Source organism: Streptomyces scabichelini (genome assembly GCF_011045015.1).
Classification (GTDB): Bacteria; Actinomycetota; Actinomycetes; order Streptomycetales; family Streptomycetaceae; genus Streptomyces; species Streptomyces scabichelini.
In genome coordinates this window covers 1-17,901 of sequence record NZ_JAAKZY010000203.1, presented here as the reverse complement: position 1 = coordinate 17,901, position 17,901 = coordinate 1, and the positions used below count along the sequence as shown (strand labels likewise).

At 69.7% G+C, this 17,901-nt stretch carries 12 protein-coding genes and 2 pseudogenes; 8 read left to right on the top strand and 6 right to left on the bottom strand.

The features are described 5' to 3' along the window. From G5C60_RS40280 to G5C60_RS40270, 3 genes are all read right to left on the bottom strand, one after another. Positions 1-1,021: DUF4350 domain-containing protein (locus G5C60_RS40280; protein WP_165267313.1), on the bottom strand; the 1,021-nt coding region annotated here is incomplete at its 3' end. Next, on the bottom strand, positions 1,018-1,776 hold the full coding sequence (locus G5C60_RS40275) for a DUF4129 domain-containing protein (RefSeq protein WP_165267311.1): 759 nt from the start codon (positions 1,774-1,776) through the stop codon (positions 1,018-1,020). The genes G5C60_RS40280 and G5C60_RS40275, both read right to left, overlap by 4 nt. A gap of 4 nt (positions 1,777-1,780) precedes the next feature. Further along, complete coding sequence (locus G5C60_RS40270; RefSeq protein WP_165267309.1) at positions 1,781-3,178, bottom strand: DUF7847 domain-containing protein; 1,398 nt, start codon at positions 3,176-3,178, stop codon at positions 1,781-1,783. A 140-nt stretch (positions 3,179-3,318) separates the two neighbouring features. Here G5C60_RS40270 and mtnA point away from each other — a divergent pair, with 140 nt between their 5' ends. From mtnA to G5C60_RS40235, 7 genes and pseudogenes are all read left to right on the top strand, one after another. Continuing rightward, positions 3,319-4,464: an S-methyl-5-thioribose-1-phosphate isomerase gene (gene mtnA, locus G5C60_RS40265; RefSeq protein ID WP_165267307.1), complete on the top strand. Its 1,146-nt coding sequence runs from the start codon at positions 3,319-3,321 to the stop codon at positions 4,462-4,464. Between the two features lie 8 nt (positions 4,465-4,472). Further along, complete coding sequence (gene mtrA, locus G5C60_RS40260) at positions 4,473-5,162, top strand: two-component system response regulator MtrA (protein WP_189786864.1); 690 nt, start codon at positions 4,473-4,475, stop codon at positions 5,160-5,162. Position 5,163: 1 nt separating this feature from the next. Then, positions 5,164-7,006, top strand: a pseudogene (mtrB, locus tag G5C60_RS40255) (MtrAB system histidine kinase MtrB); the annotation flags it as partial. Between the two features lie 279 nt (positions 7,007-7,285). After that, positions 7,286-9,085, top strand: a complete 1,800-nt coding sequence (locus G5C60_RS40250) for an LpqB family beta-propeller domain-containing protein (protein ID WP_206440572.1) — start codon at positions 7,286-7,288, stop codon at positions 9,083-9,085. Between the two features lie 71 nt (positions 9,086-9,156). After that, positions 9,157-9,996, top strand: coding sequence for a ComF family protein (locus tag G5C60_RS40245; RefSeq protein WP_165267301.1), 840 nt, complete (start codon positions 9,157-9,159; stop codon positions 9,994-9,996). A 314-nt stretch (positions 9,997-10,310) separates the two neighbouring features. Continuing rightward, complete coding sequence (hpf, locus tag G5C60_RS40240; protein ID WP_420907456.1) at positions 10,311-11,003, top strand: ribosome hibernation-promoting factor, HPF/YfiA family; 693 nt, start codon at positions 10,311-10,313, stop codon at positions 11,001-11,003. Between the two features lie 230 nt (positions 11,004-11,233). Beyond that, on the top strand, positions 11,234-11,980 hold the full coding sequence (locus G5C60_RS40235) for a response regulator (protein ID WP_165267297.1): 747 nt from the start codon (positions 11,234-11,236) through the stop codon (positions 11,978-11,980). 14 nt (positions 11,981-11,994) lie between these two features. Here the strand turns inward: G5C60_RS40235 and G5C60_RS40230 are convergent, their stop codons facing one another. Next, the gene (locus G5C60_RS40230) at positions 11,995-13,170 is read right to left on the bottom strand and encodes a winged helix-turn-helix domain-containing protein (protein WP_165267295.1); all 1,176 of its coding nucleotides are present in this window, start codon (positions 13,168-13,170) and stop codon (positions 11,995-11,997) included. A gap of 126 nt (positions 13,171-13,296) precedes the next feature. Further along, positions 13,297-13,875, bottom strand: coding sequence for a GNAT family N-acetyltransferase (locus tag G5C60_RS40225; protein WP_165267293.1), 579 nt, complete (start codon positions 13,873-13,875; stop codon positions 13,297-13,299). A gap of 243 nt (positions 13,876-14,118) precedes the next feature. Between G5C60_RS40225 and secA the strand changes: the two genes are divergently transcribed. Continuing rightward, positions 14,119-16,971, top strand: coding sequence for a preprotein translocase subunit SecA (gene secA, locus G5C60_RS40220; RefSeq protein ID WP_165267291.1), 2,853 nt, complete (start codon positions 14,119-14,121; stop codon positions 16,969-16,971). Between the two features lie 228 nt (positions 16,972-17,199). Here the strand turns inward: secA and G5C60_RS53830 are convergent. Beyond that, a pseudogene (locus G5C60_RS53830) lies at positions 17,200-17,550 on the bottom strand (Rv3235 family protein); the annotation flags it as partial. Positions 17,551-17,901: the final 351 nt, after the last annotated feature.

The window sequence follows — 17,901 nt, the reverse complement described above, 5'->3', positions numbered from 1 at the left end:
GGGATACGCCGACGAGGGGGGCGAGGCGGGTGCGGGTGGTGGAGCGCAGAGCTGCCGCGGCGCGGTCGCGGGCGTTGGACTTGCGATAGAGGCGGGCGCGGCCTTCGACGGTCTCGGAGGCGCGGATCGCGACGGGGAGCCGTTCGGGGACGAGCGGGCCGAGGCGGCGGGCACGCCAGAGGGCGGCCAGGGCTGCGGCGATGAAGAGCTGCAGTGTGCCCCAGAGCCAGCCGGAGGGGACCAGGTCGAAGAAGCTGCGGTCACCGGAGTCGGTGGCCGAGTCGTCGGAGAGTGAGGGGAGGTACCAGACCAAGTGCGGGCGGGAACCGAGCAGTTGGAGAGCGAGCGAGGCGTTGCCCTGCTCGTCGAGCCGGTCGTTGTGGAGGATGTCGGGGGCGCCGATCACGACGCTGTCGCCATCCCCTTCGAGAGCCGGGACACGCAGCAGGGTGGGCAGGCCGTCGCTGAGGTAGCAGGAGTCGGCGTCGGGTGCGGTCGTCGTGTAGCGGATGCCGCCGGTGTCGGCGGTGCCCGCTCGCTGGGCGGCGGGCAGCGCGCAGTCGGGCGAGAGCGTGGAGTCGAAGCTGGGTGTGGGGTCGGCGGTGACTCCGGGGGCGAGGTTGCCGACGGACGGGACGTTGGGCGCGACGAGGACGGTACGGCCGCCGGAGTTCGTGAACGCCGAGTGGAGTCGGGTCTGCTGGCGGTCGGTCAGCAGGTCCGGGTCGGCGACGAGGAGGGTGGTATCGGAGTCGGCGGCGGTGCGTGCGTCGTCCAGGGTGGTGACCACGCGGGTGGACACGCCACGGTCGGCGAGGAGTTCGGCGACGGCGCGGCTGCCGTTGGGGTCGGCGGAGCGCGGGTCGAGGCTGCCGTGCTGGGCGTCGGAGCGGACCGTGGCGATGGCGATGGCCGCCGCCAGGAGGATCACGAGACCGAGAAGGACCCCGCGCGTGCGGGTCCATACCTGGCGAGGGGTGGGGGAGGCCGAGGTGGACGGGAGGGTGGCCTCGGTGGTCATTCGGCGGCCCCCTGGCGGGTGCTGTGGGCCGTGTTGTGGGTGCTCTGGGTGCTGCTCACGAGAACCGGCTTCGTGCGTTCGAGGTCGCGGTCGAGTTCCGTGAGGCGATCGTACGTCTGTGGGGTGGCGGTTCGTCCGCCGTACGTCACGTCGTCGAAGTCCCGGGCCGCGGCGCTCAGCCGGTCGGTGTGGGACGGGAGCGTGCGGCCTGCTTCGGCGGCTGCCTCGTCGGCGGTGCGGCCGGGGCGGGGATCGAGCAGTGCACGCTCCTCCAGCGAGCGGACGACGGCACGCATGCGCTCCTGGACTGCCTGGTTCCAGTGGCCCTGGGCAGCGTGGCTCTCGGCGGCCGCGCGGTGCTCGGCGGCGCTGCGTGGGCGGTCGTCGAAGAGCGGGGCGGCCGACGTGGGGGCGCGGCGTGGGGTGCCGAGCCGCCACCAGAGGACGCCTATGAGTGCCACTACCGCCAGCAGGATGACTACGAGGCCGAGTGAGCCGCCGGGGGTCGCGGAAGAGGCCGCGTTGAACAGCTTGTCGAGCCACTCCCAGAAGGCGTTCAGAGCGCGCTGGAACAGGCCGGGATCGTTCTCGTGGTACATCCGCTTGGACAGCTCGCGCCGGGCCGCCTCCTGCGCGGGGTCGCGCGGGATCGTGACCGGTGGTTCGTCACCGGAGCGTGGCAGCGCGAGTACGGCCGCGGTGCCGGAGTGCGGCAGCGCGAGCGGCGCTGTGAGAACTGCCCCCGACAGGCTCACCGCATCAGCTCCCCGGGGTGGTGCCGGTGGCCCCCGAGCCGTAGCCCTGAAGGCCGGCGGCGCGGGCCAGGTCGAGGTCGAGGGCCTCACGGCGGATGCGCTGGTCGATGTAGAGCAGCACGGCGACGCCCGCGGTGATCGGGAACGTGAGCATCGATCCGATCACCGAGCCGATCCCGCTGACGATGAGGAACGTCCAGCCGAGGTCGCCGGTGCCGCTGTTGAGGAAGCCGCTGACACCGTCGCCGCTGAGGGCGGCGGCGAGGAAGGTGAACGGGATCACGATGATCGAGGCGACGACGTTCGCGATGATCGTGGCGAGCAGCTGGATGCCGAAGACCCGCCACCACGAGCCGCGGACCAGCTTCGCGGAGCGGCTCACGGACTTCAGGATGCTCTGCTTCTCCAGCATCAGGGCGGGCGAGGCCAGCGAGAAGCGGACCATCAGCCAGACCGCGACGACACCCGCGGCCATGCCACCGAGGACGGCGAGTGCGACACCGCCGTCGCCTCCGCCGGCGAGGGCGATCAGGAAGCCGGGCAGGGTGCCCACGGCGACGATCCCGATGCCGATGAGTGGGAGCAGGAAGGTCAGGCCGAAGAGTTTCACCAGCTGGGGCCGGGCGTCGCGCCAGGCCTCGGCGGTGGTCACCGACTTGCCGAGGACGGCGCGGCTGGTCACGGTCGTGAGCAGGGCGGTAGCGACGATGGTGCCGAGCAGCGTGATCAGCAGGATGACGCCGGAGCTCAGCAGGGTGTCGCCCAGGGCGCGGGTCAGTTCGCCGACGGTGGCGCTCGGGTCGTTGAGGGCGTCCGTGCTCGCGCTGTCGTCCAGCAGGAAGCCCTGGAGGAGGACCACGACGATCTCGGTGAACACCGCGACGGTCAGCGAGATGCCGAGGACAGTGCGCCAGTGCGTACGCATGGTCGACACGGCGCCGTCGAGGATCTCGCCGACGGCGAGCGGGCGGAGCGGGATGACGCCGGGCTTGGCGGCGGGCGGGGGACCGCCCCAGCCGCTTCCCCAGCCGGGGTAGCCGCCGGGCCCGGGGCCGTGGCCGGTGCCGTAGCCGCCAGGGCCTCCGTATCCGCCGGGGCTGCCACTTGGGCCGCCCGGGGGTCCTCCGCCCCAGCCAGGGCCGGGCGGAGGCGGGGGTGGGGCCTGCGCCGGGCCGCCCGGACGGCCGCCGGGTGCGGACCACTGACCGGGCGGGGGCTGCTCCTTGGACCACTTCGAGCCTGGGCCGGACGGGTCGTTGCCGGGCTGATCCGGCTGATCCGCGGTCTCTGGGGCAGTGGGCCGGTCCGCGGGCTCGGCAGGGCCGGAAGCGTTCGGCTCCTGTCCGTCCTGCCCGTCGGAGGGGGCAGATCCGGGCGATGCCCAGCCCGGAGTGTCTTTCATCGTCGCTCCTTCACGGTGCCCGTCCGCGGTCGCGGTGGCAGGTTGGCAGCCATCGTGCCACGGTGCGGCCGGGAAGTGACCGGCCCCCGTATGGGCTGCACACCTTCAATTGTCCGCCCGGTACGGGGCAGACTGGGCGGATGGCTGATCAGTACGTGCATTCCCGCGAAGACCACGCGCCCACCGAGATTCCGGCGATCCGGTGGGACGAACCGCCGGAAGGCTCCGTACTGGTCCTTCTCGACCAGACACGGCTGCCGGCCGAGGAGGTCGAGCTGGTGTGCACCGACCCGCCCGCGCTGGTGGAGGCGATCCGCACGCTCGCCGTGCGCGGGGCTCCGCTGCTCGGCATCGCCGGGGCGTACGGGGTCGCGCTCGCCGCCGCGCGAGGGTTCGACGTGGACGATGCCGCCGACGCTCTCGCGAGCGCACGGCCCACCGCGGTGAACCTCGCGTATGGCGTGCGCAGGGCCAAGGCGGCTCACCGTGCGGCACTTGCGAGCGGCGGTGACCAGAAGCAGGCCGCCGAGGCCGCGCTCGCCGCCGCGCGCGCCCTCCACCAGGAGGACGCCCAGGCCAGCGCTCGCATGGCCGAGCACGGTCTGGCACTGCTGGACGAGCTGCTCCCCGGGGGCAACCACCGGATCCTGACGCACTGCAACACCGGGGCGCTGGTGTCGGGCGGGGAGGGCACGGCGTTCGCTGTGGCGCTCGCCGCGCACCGGGCCGGGCGGCTGCGCAGGCTGTGGGTGGACGAGACGCGGCCGTTGCTGCAGGGTGCTCGTCTGACGGCGTACGAGGCGGCGCGCAACGGGATGGCGTACACGCTGCTCACGGACAACGCCGCGGGGTCGCTGTTCTCGGCGGGGGAGGTGGACGCGGTGCTGATCGGGGCGGACCGGATCGCGGCCGACGGTTCGGTGGCGAACAAGGTGGGGAGCTACCCGCTCGCGGTGCTGGCCCGGTACCACCACGTACCGTTCGTGGTGGTGGCGCCGGTGACGACGGTGGACCCGGACACCCCCGACGGGGCGTCCATCGAGGTCGAGCAGCGCGCCGGTCATGAAGTGACCGAGTTCATTGCACCCCAGGTGCCGGTGGCGGGAGTGGAAGCGGGAGGCGGGATTCCGGTGGCACCCCTGGGGACCCAGGCGTACAACCCGGCGTTCGACGTGACGCCGCCCGAGCTGGTGACGGCGATCGTCACCGAGGAGGGCGCCGTTTCGCCCGTCACAGCGGAGGCGCTTGCCGAGCTGTGTGTCAGGTCACGCCGGGTAACGATTTAGTTAATGGGATGATGGCATTCATGAAGGGACGAGTCCTTGTCGTCGATGACGACACCGCACTGGCCGAGATGCTCGGCATTGTGCTGCGTGGTGAAGGTTTTGAACCGTCTTTCGTAGCCGACGGCGACAAGGCGCTGGCCGCTTTCCGTGAGGCCAAGCCCGATCTGGTGCTGCTCGATCTGATGCTGCCGGGACGGGACGGTATCGAGGTGTGCCGCCTGATCAGGGCGGAGTCCGGGGTGCCGATCGTGATGCTCACGGCGAAGAGCGACACCGTCGATGTGGTGGTCGGGCTCGAATCGGGTGCCGACGACTACATCGTGAAGCCGTTCAAGCCGAAGGAGCTGGTGGCCCGGATCCGGGCGCGGCTGCGGCGTTCGGAGGAGCCGGCGCCCGAGCAGCTCGCCATAGGCGACCTCGTCATCGACGTGGCCGGTCACTCCGTGAAGCGGGACGGGCAGTCGATCGCGCTGACGCCGCTGGAGTTCGACCTGCTGGTGGCGCTGGCCCGGAAGCCCTGGCAGGTGTTCACGCGTGAGGTGCTCCTCGAGCAGGTGTGGGGTTACCGGCACGCGGCGGACACCCGCCTTGTCAATGTTCATGTACAGCGGCTGCGCTCCAAGGTCGAGAAGGACCCGGAGCGGCCGGAAATCGTGGTGACTGTCCGTGGCGTCGGTTACAAGGCCGGACCGAGCTGACATGTCCCGGGACAGTGCCGCTTCGGCGCCCGGTCAGCCCGGGAGCCGTGCGGGGCGGCCTGTCGGCCGGAGGACGGCGGGCTCGTTCTGGGCTCGGTTCACCGAGAGCTGGCTGCTGCAGGGCGGAGTGCAGGGCAGCCCGGTCCTTCGGCTGTTCATGCGCTGGGTGCGCCGTCCGGTGCTGCCCGTCATGCGGCTGTGGCGGCGCAACATCCAGCTCAAGGTGGTCGTCACGACGCTGTTGATGTCGCTGGGTGTCGTCCTGCTGTTGGGCTTCGTCGTCATTGGGCAAGTGCGTAACGGCTTGCTGGATGCCAAGGTGAGGGCCTCGGAGAGCCAGGCCACCGGTGGGTTCGGCGTGGCCAAGCAGCGGGCGGACGCGGCCGCGAGCGCCGGGGGGGACGACGGTTCGGGCACGGACGGACGGCCCGTCCAGAACATCAGCGCGTGGCTGAGCGACCTCGTGGAGTCCCTCTCCAGCGGTGGCCAGGGCGCCTTCGACGTGGTCACGCTCAGCTCCTCCAGCGCGGTCGGCGGCGCCGACAGCGGTGGGCGCGGGCCGCGTTCGTCGGGCGGTGTCGACCCGGCGACGAGTGTGCCGGAGGACCTGCGCCACCGGATCGACGAGAACATGTTCCCGGCCCAGAGCTACACGCGCATCGTCTACAAGTCCGGCCAGGACTCCCAGCCGGGGCTGGTCATCGGCAAGCAGGTGAACGACCCGAACGGTGACCCGTACCAGCTGTACTACCTCTTCCCGCTCACGCAGGAGGAGAAGTCGCTCAGCCTGGTCAAGGGGACGCTCGCGACGGCTGGCCTGTTCGTCGTGGTGCTGCTCGGGGCGATCGCCTGGCTGGTGGTGCGGCAGGTCGTCACGCCTGTACGGATGGCCGCGGGGATCGCTGAGCGGCTGTCCGCGGGCCGCCTTCAGGAACGTATGAAGGTCACTGGCGAGGACGACATCGCGCGGCTCGGTGAAGCCTTCAACAAGATGGCGCAGAATCTGCAGTCGAAGATCCAGCAGCTGGAGGACCTGTCGCGGATGCAGCGGCGGTTCGTGTCGGACGTGTCGCACGAGCTGCGGACGCCGCTGACGACCGTGCGGATGGCCGCCGACGTCATCCATGACGCGCGGGAGGACTTCGATCCGGTGACCGCGCGGTCGGCGGAGCTGCTCGCGGATCAGCTGGACCGGTTCGAGACCCTGCTCGCGGATCTGCTGGAGATCAGCCGGTTCGACGCGGGCGCGGCGGCCCTGGAGGCCGAGCCGATAGACCTGCGTGAGGTCGTACGGAGGGTCGTCAGCGGGGCCGAGCCGCTCGCCGAGCGCAAGGGCACGCAGATCAAGGTCGTCGGCGATCAGCAGCCGGTGGTGGCGGAGGCCGACGCGCGGCGTGTGGAGCGGGTGCTGCGGAATCTCGTCGTCAACGCCGTGGAGCACGGCGAGGGCAAGGACGTGGTCGTCAAGCTCGCGGCGGCGGGCGGCGCGGTCGCGGTCGCGGTGCGCGACTACGGAGTGGGGCTCAAGCCCGGCGAGGCGACCCGAGTGTTCAGCCGCTTCTGGCGGGCCGACCCGGCACGCGCGCGTACGACCGGTGGTACGGGACTGGGGCTGTCGATCGCCCTGGAGGACGCGCGGCTGCACGGCGGCTGGCTGCAGGCATGGGGTGAGCCGGGCGGCGGCTCGCAGTTCCGGCTGACGCTGCCGCGGACCGCGGACGAGCCGCTGCGGGGCTCGCCGATACCCCTGGAACCCAAGGACTCGCGGCGCAACCGCGGGCTGAACGACGCGGGGCTGCCCCTCGGTGGCACACACAAGCTGGCCACGGTGCCGGCGCAGCCGCACAGCGAGCGCTCCGTACCGCCGATGCCGCCGCGGGCGCCGATGGCCCCGCGGCTGGCGGGCGCGGTGGATCCGGCGGCCCTGCCCGGCAGCGGTGCTCGTGTGGTGCCGCGGTCCACGGTGGACGCGCGCGCGGTGGCCACGGCAGTCGGGGAGCCTGGAGAGGCCGAGGAGACGCTGTCCGAGGGCGGGCCGGGAACCGGCGAGGAGCAGGATCAGTTGAAGCAAGGGGAGGGATCTCGTGGGCGCTGACCGCGATCGGGGCGGCCGACGGCGTCCGATGCGGGTGATGGCGTACGTCAGTTGCGGAGCCGTAGTGCTGGCCGGGTGTGCCTCGATGCCGGACAGCGGGGATCTGCGCGACGTCGAGGCTTCGCAGCGGCCGGACGCGCAGGTGCGGGTCTTCGCGATGCCGCCGCGGGAGAACGCCCAGCCCCAGGAGATCGTGCAGGGCTTCCTCGAGGCGCTGACCAGCGACGACTCCCAGTTCGAGACGGCGAAGAAGTACCTGACCGAGGAAGCTGCGAAGAGCTGGCAGCCCTACCGCTCGACCACGGTGCTCGCGGACGGGCCGAACACAGTGGCGGAGCACAGCGGCAGCCGGGAGGTGACCGGCGACTACGCGTACGCGCTGACCGGGGACAAGGTCGCCGAGGTGGACCAGCAGTTCGCGTACGAGCCTGCCGACGGGCGGTACGAGGAGACGGTGCATCTCACGGAGCAGAAGGGGCCGGACGGCACCAAGCAGTGGCGCATCGACACGCCGCCGCAGGGCGTGGTGCTGGGCAGGTCCGACTTCCAGCGCCACTACGTCTCCGTCAACAAGTACTACTTCGCGTCGAACGCGCCGGCCGCGGACCAGCTCGGGACCGTGGCCGATCCCGTCTATGTGCGCGCGCAGGTCGACCCGGTGACACAGATGGTCGAGGCCCTCCTGAAGGGGCCCACCAGCTGGCTCAAGCCGGTGGTCAGGTCGCGCTTCCCCACCGGTACGGCACTGAAGAAGGGCGTCAGGTCGCTGACGCCCGATGATCAGAACAAGCTGACGGTGCCGTTGAACAAGAGGGCCGACGGCGTCGGGCACACCCAGTGCACCGAGATGGCAGCCCAGCTCATCTTCACCCTCCAGGACCTGACGCCCACGGGCATCGACGACGTCGAGCTGCAGCGCTCCGACGGCTCGTCGCTGTGTGCCATCGACGCAGGCGACGCCGAGATCATCGCCTCGCACGGCACGGGGCAACGTGTCCGGTACGAGTACTTCATCGACGGCGAGAAGCGGCTCGTACGGATACCGGCCAGCACCGAACAGCAGGCCGAGCGGGTGCCCGGGGCGCTCGGCGAGGGTGACACGGCGCTGCGGGCGGCCGCGGTGTCGCGGAACGAGGAGAGCGCGGCCGGCGTGTCGGAGGACGGGCGTTCGCTGTACGTCGGATCGCTCGCGTCCGGTGGTTCGCTCGGCGATCCCGTGCTGCAGAGCGGGGCCAAGTCGGGGGACGACGGGCTGACGACGCCCAGCTGGGACGCGAGCGGCGACCTGTGGGTGGCCGACCGCGACCCGAAGAACTCCCGGCTGCTCCTGCTGGAGAAGGGCGCGGGCGAGCCGCTGGAGGTCACGACGCCCGGGATCGAGGGGCGGATCGAGGCGGTGCGGGTGGCCGCCGACGGCGTGCGGATCGCGCTGATCGTGCAGAAGGACGGCAGGACCTCGCTGCTCATGGGGCGGATCGAGCGGCAGAAGGGGGCGGACGGACAGCCTGCCGTCACGATTCACGAACCGCGGTCCGTCGCACCGCAGCTGGAGGAGGTCACGGCCATGTCCTGGGCCGGGGACAGCCGCCTGGTCGTGGTCGGCCAGGAGAAGGGCGGCGTGCAGCAGATCCGCTACGTCCAGGTCGACGGCTCCACACCGGTCGGCGCGGCGCCCTCCGCGCTCACCGGTGTGGAGGAGATCGCCGCCTCCGAGGACGAGCGGCTGCCGCTGGTGGCGCACTCGGAGGACGGGATCGTGCGGCTTTCGTCCGGTTCGCAGTGGCAGAAGGTGGTCAAGACGGGGACGGCGCCGGTTTATCCGGGGTAGCCGTGGAGTTGTCCACAGCGAGTTATCCACAGGGGTGGCCGGACGGCTCAGGCGTTGGCAGAGTGGTGGGCATGCGGGGGTGGTGGCAGGACCTCACCGATCTGGTGCTGCCGGCCGAGTGCGGAGGCTGCGGGAGGCCTCGCACGGTGCTCTGCGCCGAGTGCCGTGCCGCCCTGATGGGGGCCGCACCACGCCGGGTGCGACCGGTGCCTGAGCCGCCGGGGCTGCCTGTGGTGCACGCGGCGGCTCCGTACGAGGACGAGGTGCGGGCGGCGCTCCTCGCACACAAGGAACGGGGTGCGCTGATGCTCGCAGGGCCCTTGGGAATGGCGCTCGCGGGTGCCGTGCGGGCGGGGCTCGCGTCCGGAGGCGGGCCGCCCGGAGCGCCGGTGCTGCTCGTCCCCGTGCCCTCCGCACGGCGCTCGGTGCGGGCGCGCGGACACGACCCGGCGCGGCGGATCGCGCTCGCGGCGGCGGGTGAGCTGCGGCGCACGGGGACGCCGGCCCGGGTGCTCGCCGTGCTGCGGCAGCGGCGCGCCGTGGCCGACCAGTCGGGGCTGGGCTCCCGGCAGCGGCTGGCCAATCTCTCCGGCGCCCTGGAGGTGGCCGCCGGAGGCACCCGGCTGCTGGCCGACGGCAGCCGGGCCGTACTCGTCGACGACCTGATGACGACGGGTGCGTCCTTGGCGGAGGCAGCACGGGCCCTGCGGACCGCTTATGCGGAGGTGAGCGGCGCCTACGACCGAGTAACACACAAAGCGATGGCAGAAGAGGTGCCACAAGCAACGGTGGCGAAGGCAGACCGGCCAGAAGCTGTCGCGGGAATGGACGGGCCGAGCGGCACTGGAGGCAAGGTCGGTGCCGCGGTGGTCGCAGCCTCTCCAGCTTCTTTCGAGATAAACCGGAACTGACTGCGAAGTTGCATCGTTGCAGGTAGTGAGAGGTTCAATTCACTTGAATGGAGGTACACCGCGGTAGAGGGTGACGACATCCGTCCAGGCGAGATATGTTCGGTCGTGAGGGAATGGCGGACGCTGTCCCCACTTATCCGAATGCCGCTGCGTGGGTTTTCTGCAATCACCCGCGCTGGTGGGGTGGAGATCTTGCCCGCGGGGGAGGAGGAGGTGGAAGTCACCAAGTCCGAGGCTCCGGGACTTGCTGGAGCCTGGTGCAAAAGGGAGTTGCTCCGCCACCGATGCGGAGCGATCCGGGAACGGAGTTCTGCGTGGACATCGTCGTCAAGGGCCGCAAGACCGAGGTGCCAGAGCGGTTCCGCAAGCACGTGGCCGAGAAGCTGAAGCTGGAGAAGATCCAGAAGCTCGATGCCAAGGTGATCAGCCTCGATGTCGAGGTGTCCAAGGAGCCCAACCCCCGCCAGGCAGACCGTTCCGACCGAGTGGAGATCACGCTTCACTCCCGCGGTCCGGTGATCCGGGCGGAGGCGGCGGCCAGCGATGCATATGCGGCGCTCGACCTGGCGGCGGACAAGCTGGAAGCCCGGCTGCGCAAGCAGCACGACAAGCGTTACACGCGCCGTGGCGCCCGTCGGCTCACGGCAGCTGAGGTCCCCGACCACGTTCCGGGTGTGGCGACGCTGAACGGAAACGGCAACACCGTCCACGAGGAAGAGCCCGAAGTAGTGCCGACCAAGAAGATCGGTTCACTCGAGGTGAAGGGCGAAGGCCCCCTCGTCGTGCGTGAGAAGACCCACGTTGCCTCTCCGATGACCCTCGACCAGGCTCTCTACGAGATGGAGCTGGTCGGGCACGACTTCTATCTTTTCGTCGACTCCGAGACCAAGGAACCGAGTGTCGTCTACCGGCGGCACGCATACGACTACGGCGTCATCCACCTCAGCACGGACCCGATGGTCGCCCAGGCGCAAAGGCCCTCGACGGGCGGGACGCTCGGCGGCTGATCCCGCCCGGTGAGCTCCCCCCAGCCTTCGGCCGGGGACCCCCAGTCGGTGCCCCTGGAGCGCCTATGCGCCCCCAGGGGCACCGGTGTGCGGCCCCTTGCGCCCCGCTGCGTCACCGCAGTGTCGTCCGGGCATGAAATCATGGCCGTACCGGGCCCCAACCGGTGGGCCGTTGCCTTGGGTTGGCGATGGCACAGGAACACAGGCCACGGCCTTCACGGGGAGGAACGATGGCGGACAGCTTCGGACCGATGCAGGACGAAGATGCCGACGACGGCGTCGTCGGCATGGGCCCGGACGCGGGCTCCCCACGCAAGGAGCCGATCCGGGTCCTTGTCGTGGACGACCATGCCCTTTTCCGCCGCGGCCTGGAGATCGTGCTCGCCGCCGAGGAGGACATCCAGGTCGTCGGGGAGGCGGGCGACGGGGCCGAGGCGGTCGACAAGGCCGCCGACCTGCTGCCCGACATCGTCCTGATGGACGTACGGATGCCCAAGCGCGGTGGTATCGAGGCGTGCACCTCCATCAAGGAGGTGGCCCCCAGCGCGAAGATCATCATGCTGACGATCAGCGACGAGGAGGCCGACCTCTATGACGCGATCAAGGCGGGTGCGACCGGCTATCTCCTCAAGGAGATCTCCACGGACGAGGTCGCCACGGCCATTCGTGCCGTGGCCGACGGGCAGTCGCAGATCAGCCCTTCGATGGCCTCGAAGCTGCTCACCGAGTTCAAGTCGATGATCCAGCGCACCGACGAGCGGCGCCTGGTGCCCGCGCCTCGGCTCACCGAGCGAGAGCTGGAAGTGCTCAAGCTCGTGGCCACGGGGATGAACAACCGGGACATCGCCAAGGAGCTGTTCATCTCCGAGAACACCGTGAAGAACCATGTGCGCAACATCCTGGAGAAGCTGCAGCTGCACTCCAGGATGGAGGCCGTGGTGTATGCGATGCGGGAGAAGATCCTCGAGATTCGCTAGGGGTCACTGAGGGGTCACGTGAGCGCGCGGGCCAGTTCCTTCACGAGAGGCTCGCGCAGCTCCGGTGCGTCCACCCGTTCCACGCGTACGTCCGTGCAGTCCACCCAGCTCGCGGCCTCGAGCAGGGCCTGGGCCACCGCGGGGACCGCCTTCGGGCCGTCGAGTGTCACCTGCTTGGCCACCAGCGTGTGGCCCTCGCGGGCGGGGTCCACACGGCCGACGAGGTGGCCGCCGGCGAGGACCGGCATCGCGAAGTAGCCGTGCACCCGCTTCGGCTTGGGGACGTAGGCCTCCAGGCGGTGGGTGAAGCCGAAGATCCGGTCCGTGCGCGCCCGCTCCCAGATCAGCGAGTCGAACGGCGACAGCAGCGTCGTACGGTGGCGGCCGCGCGGCGTGGTCTCCAGGGCCGCCGGATCGGCCCACGCGGGCTTGCCCCAGCTCTCGACGGTCACCGGCACCAGGCCGGAGTCCGCTATCACCGCGTCGACCTGGTCGGCCTTGAGACGGTGATAGTCGGCGATGTCCGCGCGCGTGCCGACGCCCAGCGCCTGGCCCGCGAGCCCGACCAGACGGCGCAGGCACTCGGCGTCGTCCAGCTCGTCATGGAGCAGCGCCTCCGGGACGGCGCGCTCGGCGAGGTCGTACACCCGCTTCCAGCCGCGCCGCTCGACGCACACCACCTCGCCGTACATCAGCGCGCGCTCGACGGCGACCTTCGTGCCCGACCAGTCCCACCACTCGCTGGTCTTCTTCGCGCCGCCCAAGTCCGTGGCGGTGAGTGGGCCTTCGACTCTGAGCTGCTTGATGACCTGGTCGTACGTGCCGTCGGGCAGCGCGTGGTTCCAGTGCGGGCGGGCGCGGTAGGCGCGGCGGCGGAAGGCGAAGTGGGGCCACTCCTCGATGGGGAGGATGCAGGCGGCGTGCGACCAGTACTCGAAGGCGTGCGTCTCCGTCCAGTAGGCCTTGTCCACCGTCTTGCGGCCGACGGCGCCGAGGCGGGCGTACGGGATGAGTTCATGGGAGCGGGCGAGGACCGAGATCGTGTCGAGCTGGACCGCTCCCAGGCGCCGGAGCACGCCTCGCACGCCGCCTCTGCGGTCGGGGGCACCCAGGAAACCCTGCGCGCGCAGCGTGATGCGGCGGGCCTCGTCGGCGGAGAGTTCGGCGGCGGGGCGAGGGAGACTCGTCATGACCCGCACGATAGGCGGTGCCACTGACAACCGGGCCTGAACTGCGACGATCGCATTTGGAGGGCAGGACGTCGGGGGTTCAGCCCCTGCGGTTCAGACGTGGTTGCGGTTCAGGCGTGTTGCGGGTCAGGCGTGTTGCGGAGCCGGCAGGTAGGGCGCCGTCGACGGCAGTCGCACGTCGGACGGAAGCAAGGAGCCGATCCAGCAGTCCCGGCGTACGCCCTTGTTGTTGATGCCGGCACGGAGGACGCCCTCGACGGTGAAGCCCGCGCGTTCGGCGACCGCGCGGGAGCCCCTGTTGCCGACCTCGGCCCGCCACTCCACGCGGTCGATCGCCAGGTCCTTGAAGGCCCAGCGGGAGACGGCTACCGCGGCCTCGGTGATGTAACCGTTGCCCCGGTGCTCCTTCGCCGCCCAGAAACCGATCTCGCCGACCCCCAGGGAACGCATCGAGATGCCCATCATGCCGGCGAGTTCGCCACCGGCCGGCAGGAAGACGCCGAACGTGAACTCCGAGCAGTCCGCCCAGCCGTCGGGCACCATCTGCTCGGTGAAGCCCACCGCGTGCTCCCGCAGATAGGGCGAGGGGATCGTGGTCCAGCGCTGGACCTCGGGGTCCTGGCAGCCGTCGTACACGGCGTCGGCGTCGTGTGGGCCCACCGGGCGCAGAAGGAGTCGTTCGGAGGTCAGCGTTACAGGGTCCATCGGCCGATTCTGCTCGGGCTTCCGCAAGGAAGCCATCACTTTGCCCTGAGTGATGACCCGGTTACTTTTCGCTGTGTCGACGCGGCACCTTCCGCAACTCCCGTCCGTTGTCCTAGTGGCTGTCACGGGCAGACCTCCCGGCGCGGTGGGGTCCTCGCTTACGATGGCCGTTGCTCAAGCTGTGATTTGAAACTGTTGTTGGAACCGAACCGTCCGGCCCGACCGGCAAGGAGACAAACCCTCGTGTCCGTCCTCTCGAAGATCATGCGTGCAGGCGAAGGCAAGATCCTGCGCAAGCTGCACCGCATCGCGGACCAGGTCAAGTCCATCGAAGAGGACTTCGTCGACCTCTCCGACGCCGAGCTGCGGGCCCTCACGGACGAGTACAAGGAGCGGATCGCCGAGGCCCTCGCCGACGAGCCCGACGAGTCGAAGCACGACGCGGTCGTGACGAAGGCTCTCGACGACCTGCTCCCCGAGGCGTTCGCGACCGTCCGCGAGGCCGCCAAGCGCGTTCTCGGCCAGCGCCACTTCGACGTGCAGATCATGGGCGGAGCCGCGCTCCATCTCGGCTACGTCGCCGAGATGAAGACCGGTGAGGGCAAGACCCTGGTCGGCACCTTGCCCGCGTATCTCAATGCGCTGTCCGGCAAGGGCGTGCATCTGATCACGGTCAACGACTACCTGGCCGAAAGCCAATCCGAGCTGATGGCCCGCGTCCACAAGTTCCTGGGCCTGTCGGTCGGCTGCATCCTGGCCAACATGACGCCGGCCCAGCGCCGCGAGCAGTACAACTGCGACATCACGTACGGCACGAACAACGAGTTCGGCTTCGACTACCTGCGCGACAACATGGCGTGGTCGAAGGACGAGCTGGTGCAGCGGGGCCACAACTTCGCGATCGTCGACGAGGTCGACTCCATCCTCGTCGACGAGGCCCGTACGCCGCTGATCATCTCCGGCCCGGCAGACCAGGCCACCAAGTGGTACGGCGACTTCGCCAAGCTGGTCACGCGCCTGAAGAGGGGCGAGGCCGGCAACACCCTCAAGGGCATCGAGGAGACCGGGGACTACGAGGTCGACGAGAAGAAGCGCACCGTCGCCATCCACGAGTCCGGCGTCACCAAAGTCGAGGACTGGCTGGGCATCGACAACCTCTACGAGTCGGTGAACACCCCGCTGGTGGGCTACCTGAACAACGCCATCAAGGCCAAGGAGCTATTCAAGAAGGACAAGGACTACGTCGTCATCGACGGCGAAGTCATGATCGTCGACGAGCACACCGGCCGTATCCTCGCCGGCCGCCGCTACAACGAGGGCATGCACCAGGCGATCGAGGCGAAGGAAGGGGTGGACATCAAGGACGAGAACCAGACGCTCGCCACGATCACCCTGCAGAACTTCTTCCGCCTCTACGGCAAGCTCTGCGGCATGACCGGTACGGCGATGACCGAGGCAGCCGAGTTCCACCAGATCTACAAGCTCGGTGTCGTGCCGATCCCGACCAACAAGCCGATGATCCGCAAGGACCAGTCGGACCTGATCTACCGCACTGAGGTCGCCAAGTTCGACGCGGTCGTCGACGACATCGCCGAGAAGCACGAGAAGGGCCAGCCGATCCTCGTCGGCACCACCTCGGTCGAGAAGTCCGAGTACCTCTCGCAGCAGCTCAGCAAGCGCGGCATTCAGCACGAAGTGCTGAATGCGAAGCAGCACGATCGTGAGGCGACGATCGTCGCCCAGGCCGGCCGCAGAGGCGCCGTCACCGTCGCCACGAACATGGCCGGACGAGGTACGGACATCAAGCTCGGCGGCAACCCCGAGGAGCTCGCCGAGGCGGAGCTGCGCCAGCGCGGCCTCGACCCCGAGGAGCACATCGAGGAGTGGGCCGCTGCGCTGCCCGCCGCCCTGGAGAGGGCCGAAAAGGCGGTGCAGGCCGAGTTCGAGGAGGTCACGGACCTCGGCGGGCTCTACGTCCTCGGCACGGAGCGGCACGAGTCCCGCCGTATCGACAACCAGCTGCGCGGCCGTTCCGGTCGTCAGGGCGACCCGGGCGAGTCGCGTTTCTACCTGTCCCTGGGCGACGACCTGATGCGGCTGTTCAAGGCCCAGATGGTAGAGCGCGTCATGTCGATGGCGAACGTCCCGGACGATGTGCCCATCGAGAACAAGATGGTCACGCGCGCGATCGCCTCCGCCCAGTCGCAGGTCGAGCAGCAGAACTTCGAGACCCGCAAGAACGTCCTCAAGTACGACGAGGTCCTCAACCGGCAGCGCGAGGTCATCTACGGAGAGCGGCGCCGTGTCCTGGAGGGCGAGGATCTGCAGGAGCAGATCCAGCACTTCATGGACGACACGATCGACGCGTACATCGACGCCGAGACCGCCGAGGGCTTCGCCGAGGAGTGGGACCTGGACCGGCTGTGGGGCGCCTTCAAGCAGCTCTACCCGGTGAAGGTCACCATCGAGGAGCTCGAGGATGCGGCGGGTGACCGTGCGGGCCTGACCGCCGAGTTCATCTCCGAGTCCATCAAGGACGACATCCACGAGCAGTACGAGGCCCGTGAGGCGCAGCTCGGCTCCGAGATCATGCGTGAGCTGGAGCGCCGGGTCGTGCTGTCGGTCCTGGACCGCAAGTGGCGTGAGCACCTCTACGAGATGGACTACCTCCAGGAGGGCATCGGCCTGCGTGCGATGGCCCAGAAGGACCCGCTGGTCGAGTACCAGCGTGAGGGCTTCGACATGTTCACCGCCATGATGGACGGCATCAAGGAGGAGTCCGTCGGCTACCTGTTCAACCTGGAGGTCCAGGTCGAGCAGCAGGTCGAGGAGGTCCCGGTCGAGGACGCGAAGCCGTCGCTCGACAAGGAGGACGCCGTGCCCGCGGGTGCGTCCCGTCCGGAGATCCGCGCCAAGGGGCTCGACGCTCCGCAGCGGCCGGACCGGCTGCACTTCTCCGCGCCGACCGTGGACGGCGAAGGCGGTGTCGTCGAGGGCGACTTCGCCAGTGACGGCGAGCCGGTGCGCTCCGAGTCCGACGGTCTTACGCGCGCGGAGCGCCGCAAGCAGCAGAAGGGGCGTCGCCGCAAGAAGTGACGGTTCGCTCCGCTGGGTTGAGCCGGTTGAGCGAAGGTGAGCTGTGAAGGGCCGGGCATCTTGGGGTGCCTGGCCCTTCGGGCTGTTGGGTGTCGGGGGCTGGGTTCGAAGCTGCGGGGGCGTCGTGGCTGGTCGCGCAGTTCCCCGCGCCCCTAGAGAGGGCCTGCGGCCTCTCTAGGGGCGCGGTGCGCATCGGCTTTCGGTAAGACCGCCTAGGCGCGCTGGGCCTCAGTTGTCGTCCGTGCGTGGCATGCGGGCGCCGCCCAGTTCCACCGCCGTGCAGCGCCAGCGGAGGTCCTGGCCCTTTTCCAGGCGGAAGGCCATGGCGCGCAGCTGGTCGCCCGCGCCGATGCGGGCGAAGGCCTCGATCGCGCCCGGTCGGGGGACGTAATAGCCGATGTCGCGGACGACCGGGCGGGTGCCCTGGGTGCGGAGGGGGCCGCGTTCGGCGAGCCAGGCCAGTTCGTCGTAGGCGCGCCCCGCGGTGTGGCGGAGCATGCAGTGAACGGGGCGCTGACCGCTCAGTACGGCCAGCAGAAGGTCGGCGAAGAGGTCGGTGGGACGAGGCTGCGGGGGTGTCCTGAGCGGGCTGTGAGCGGGCGCCTGGCGGTGAGGGCTCACCGTCCGGAGCGGAGTTCCGCCCGAAGCCGTGAGGGCTTCGGGCGTTGCCGTCAGGAGAGTGCTGCCGCCGGACGCCGTGCGGGACGCGCTTTCGCCGGACGCCCTACGAGACGCCGTCTCGCCAGACACAGTGCCGGACACGCTCTTGCCCGGAGCCTGTCTCTTATACACACTGACGCTGCCGACGACAAAAAAAAAAATCCCTGAAAAAGCAACAATGGAGAAAAGGAATGGGTGAATCATTACACCTGACCCGCAATGGATGAATTCTGGAAATTACGCTTGATCGTCCAAAAGCGAAGGCTATGG

Coding starts and splice junctions, on each gene's coding strand:
- G5C60_RS40270 (WP_165267309.1), bottom strand. CDS start 3,178: ATGAAAGACACTCCGGGCTGGGCATCGCCCGGATCTGCCCCCTCCGAC.
- mtnA (WP_165267307.1), top strand. CDS start 3,319: ATGGCTGATCAGTACGTGCATTCCCGCGAAGACCACGCGCCCACCGAG.
- mtrA (WP_189786864.1), top strand. CDS start 4,473: ATGATGGCATTCATGAAGGGACGAGTCCTTGTCGTCGATGACGACACC.
- G5C60_RS40250 (WP_206440572.1), top strand. CDS start 7,286: ATGCGGGTGATGGCGTACGTCAGTTGCGGAGCCGTAGTGCTGGCCGGG.
- G5C60_RS40245 (WP_165267301.1), top strand. CDS start 9,157: ATGCGGGGGTGGTGGCAGGACCTCACCGATCTGGTGCTGCCGGCCGAG.
- G5C60_RS40235 (WP_165267297.1), top strand. CDS start 11,234: ATGGCGGACAGCTTCGGACCGATGCAGGACGAAGATGCCGACGACGGC.
- G5C60_RS40230 (WP_165267295.1), bottom strand. CDS start 13,170: ATGACGAGTCTCCCTCGCCCCGCCGCCGAACTCTCCGCCGACGAGGCC.
- G5C60_RS40225 (WP_165267293.1), bottom strand. CDS start 13,875: ATGGACCCTGTAACGCTGACCTCCGAACGACTCCTTCTGCGCCCGGTG.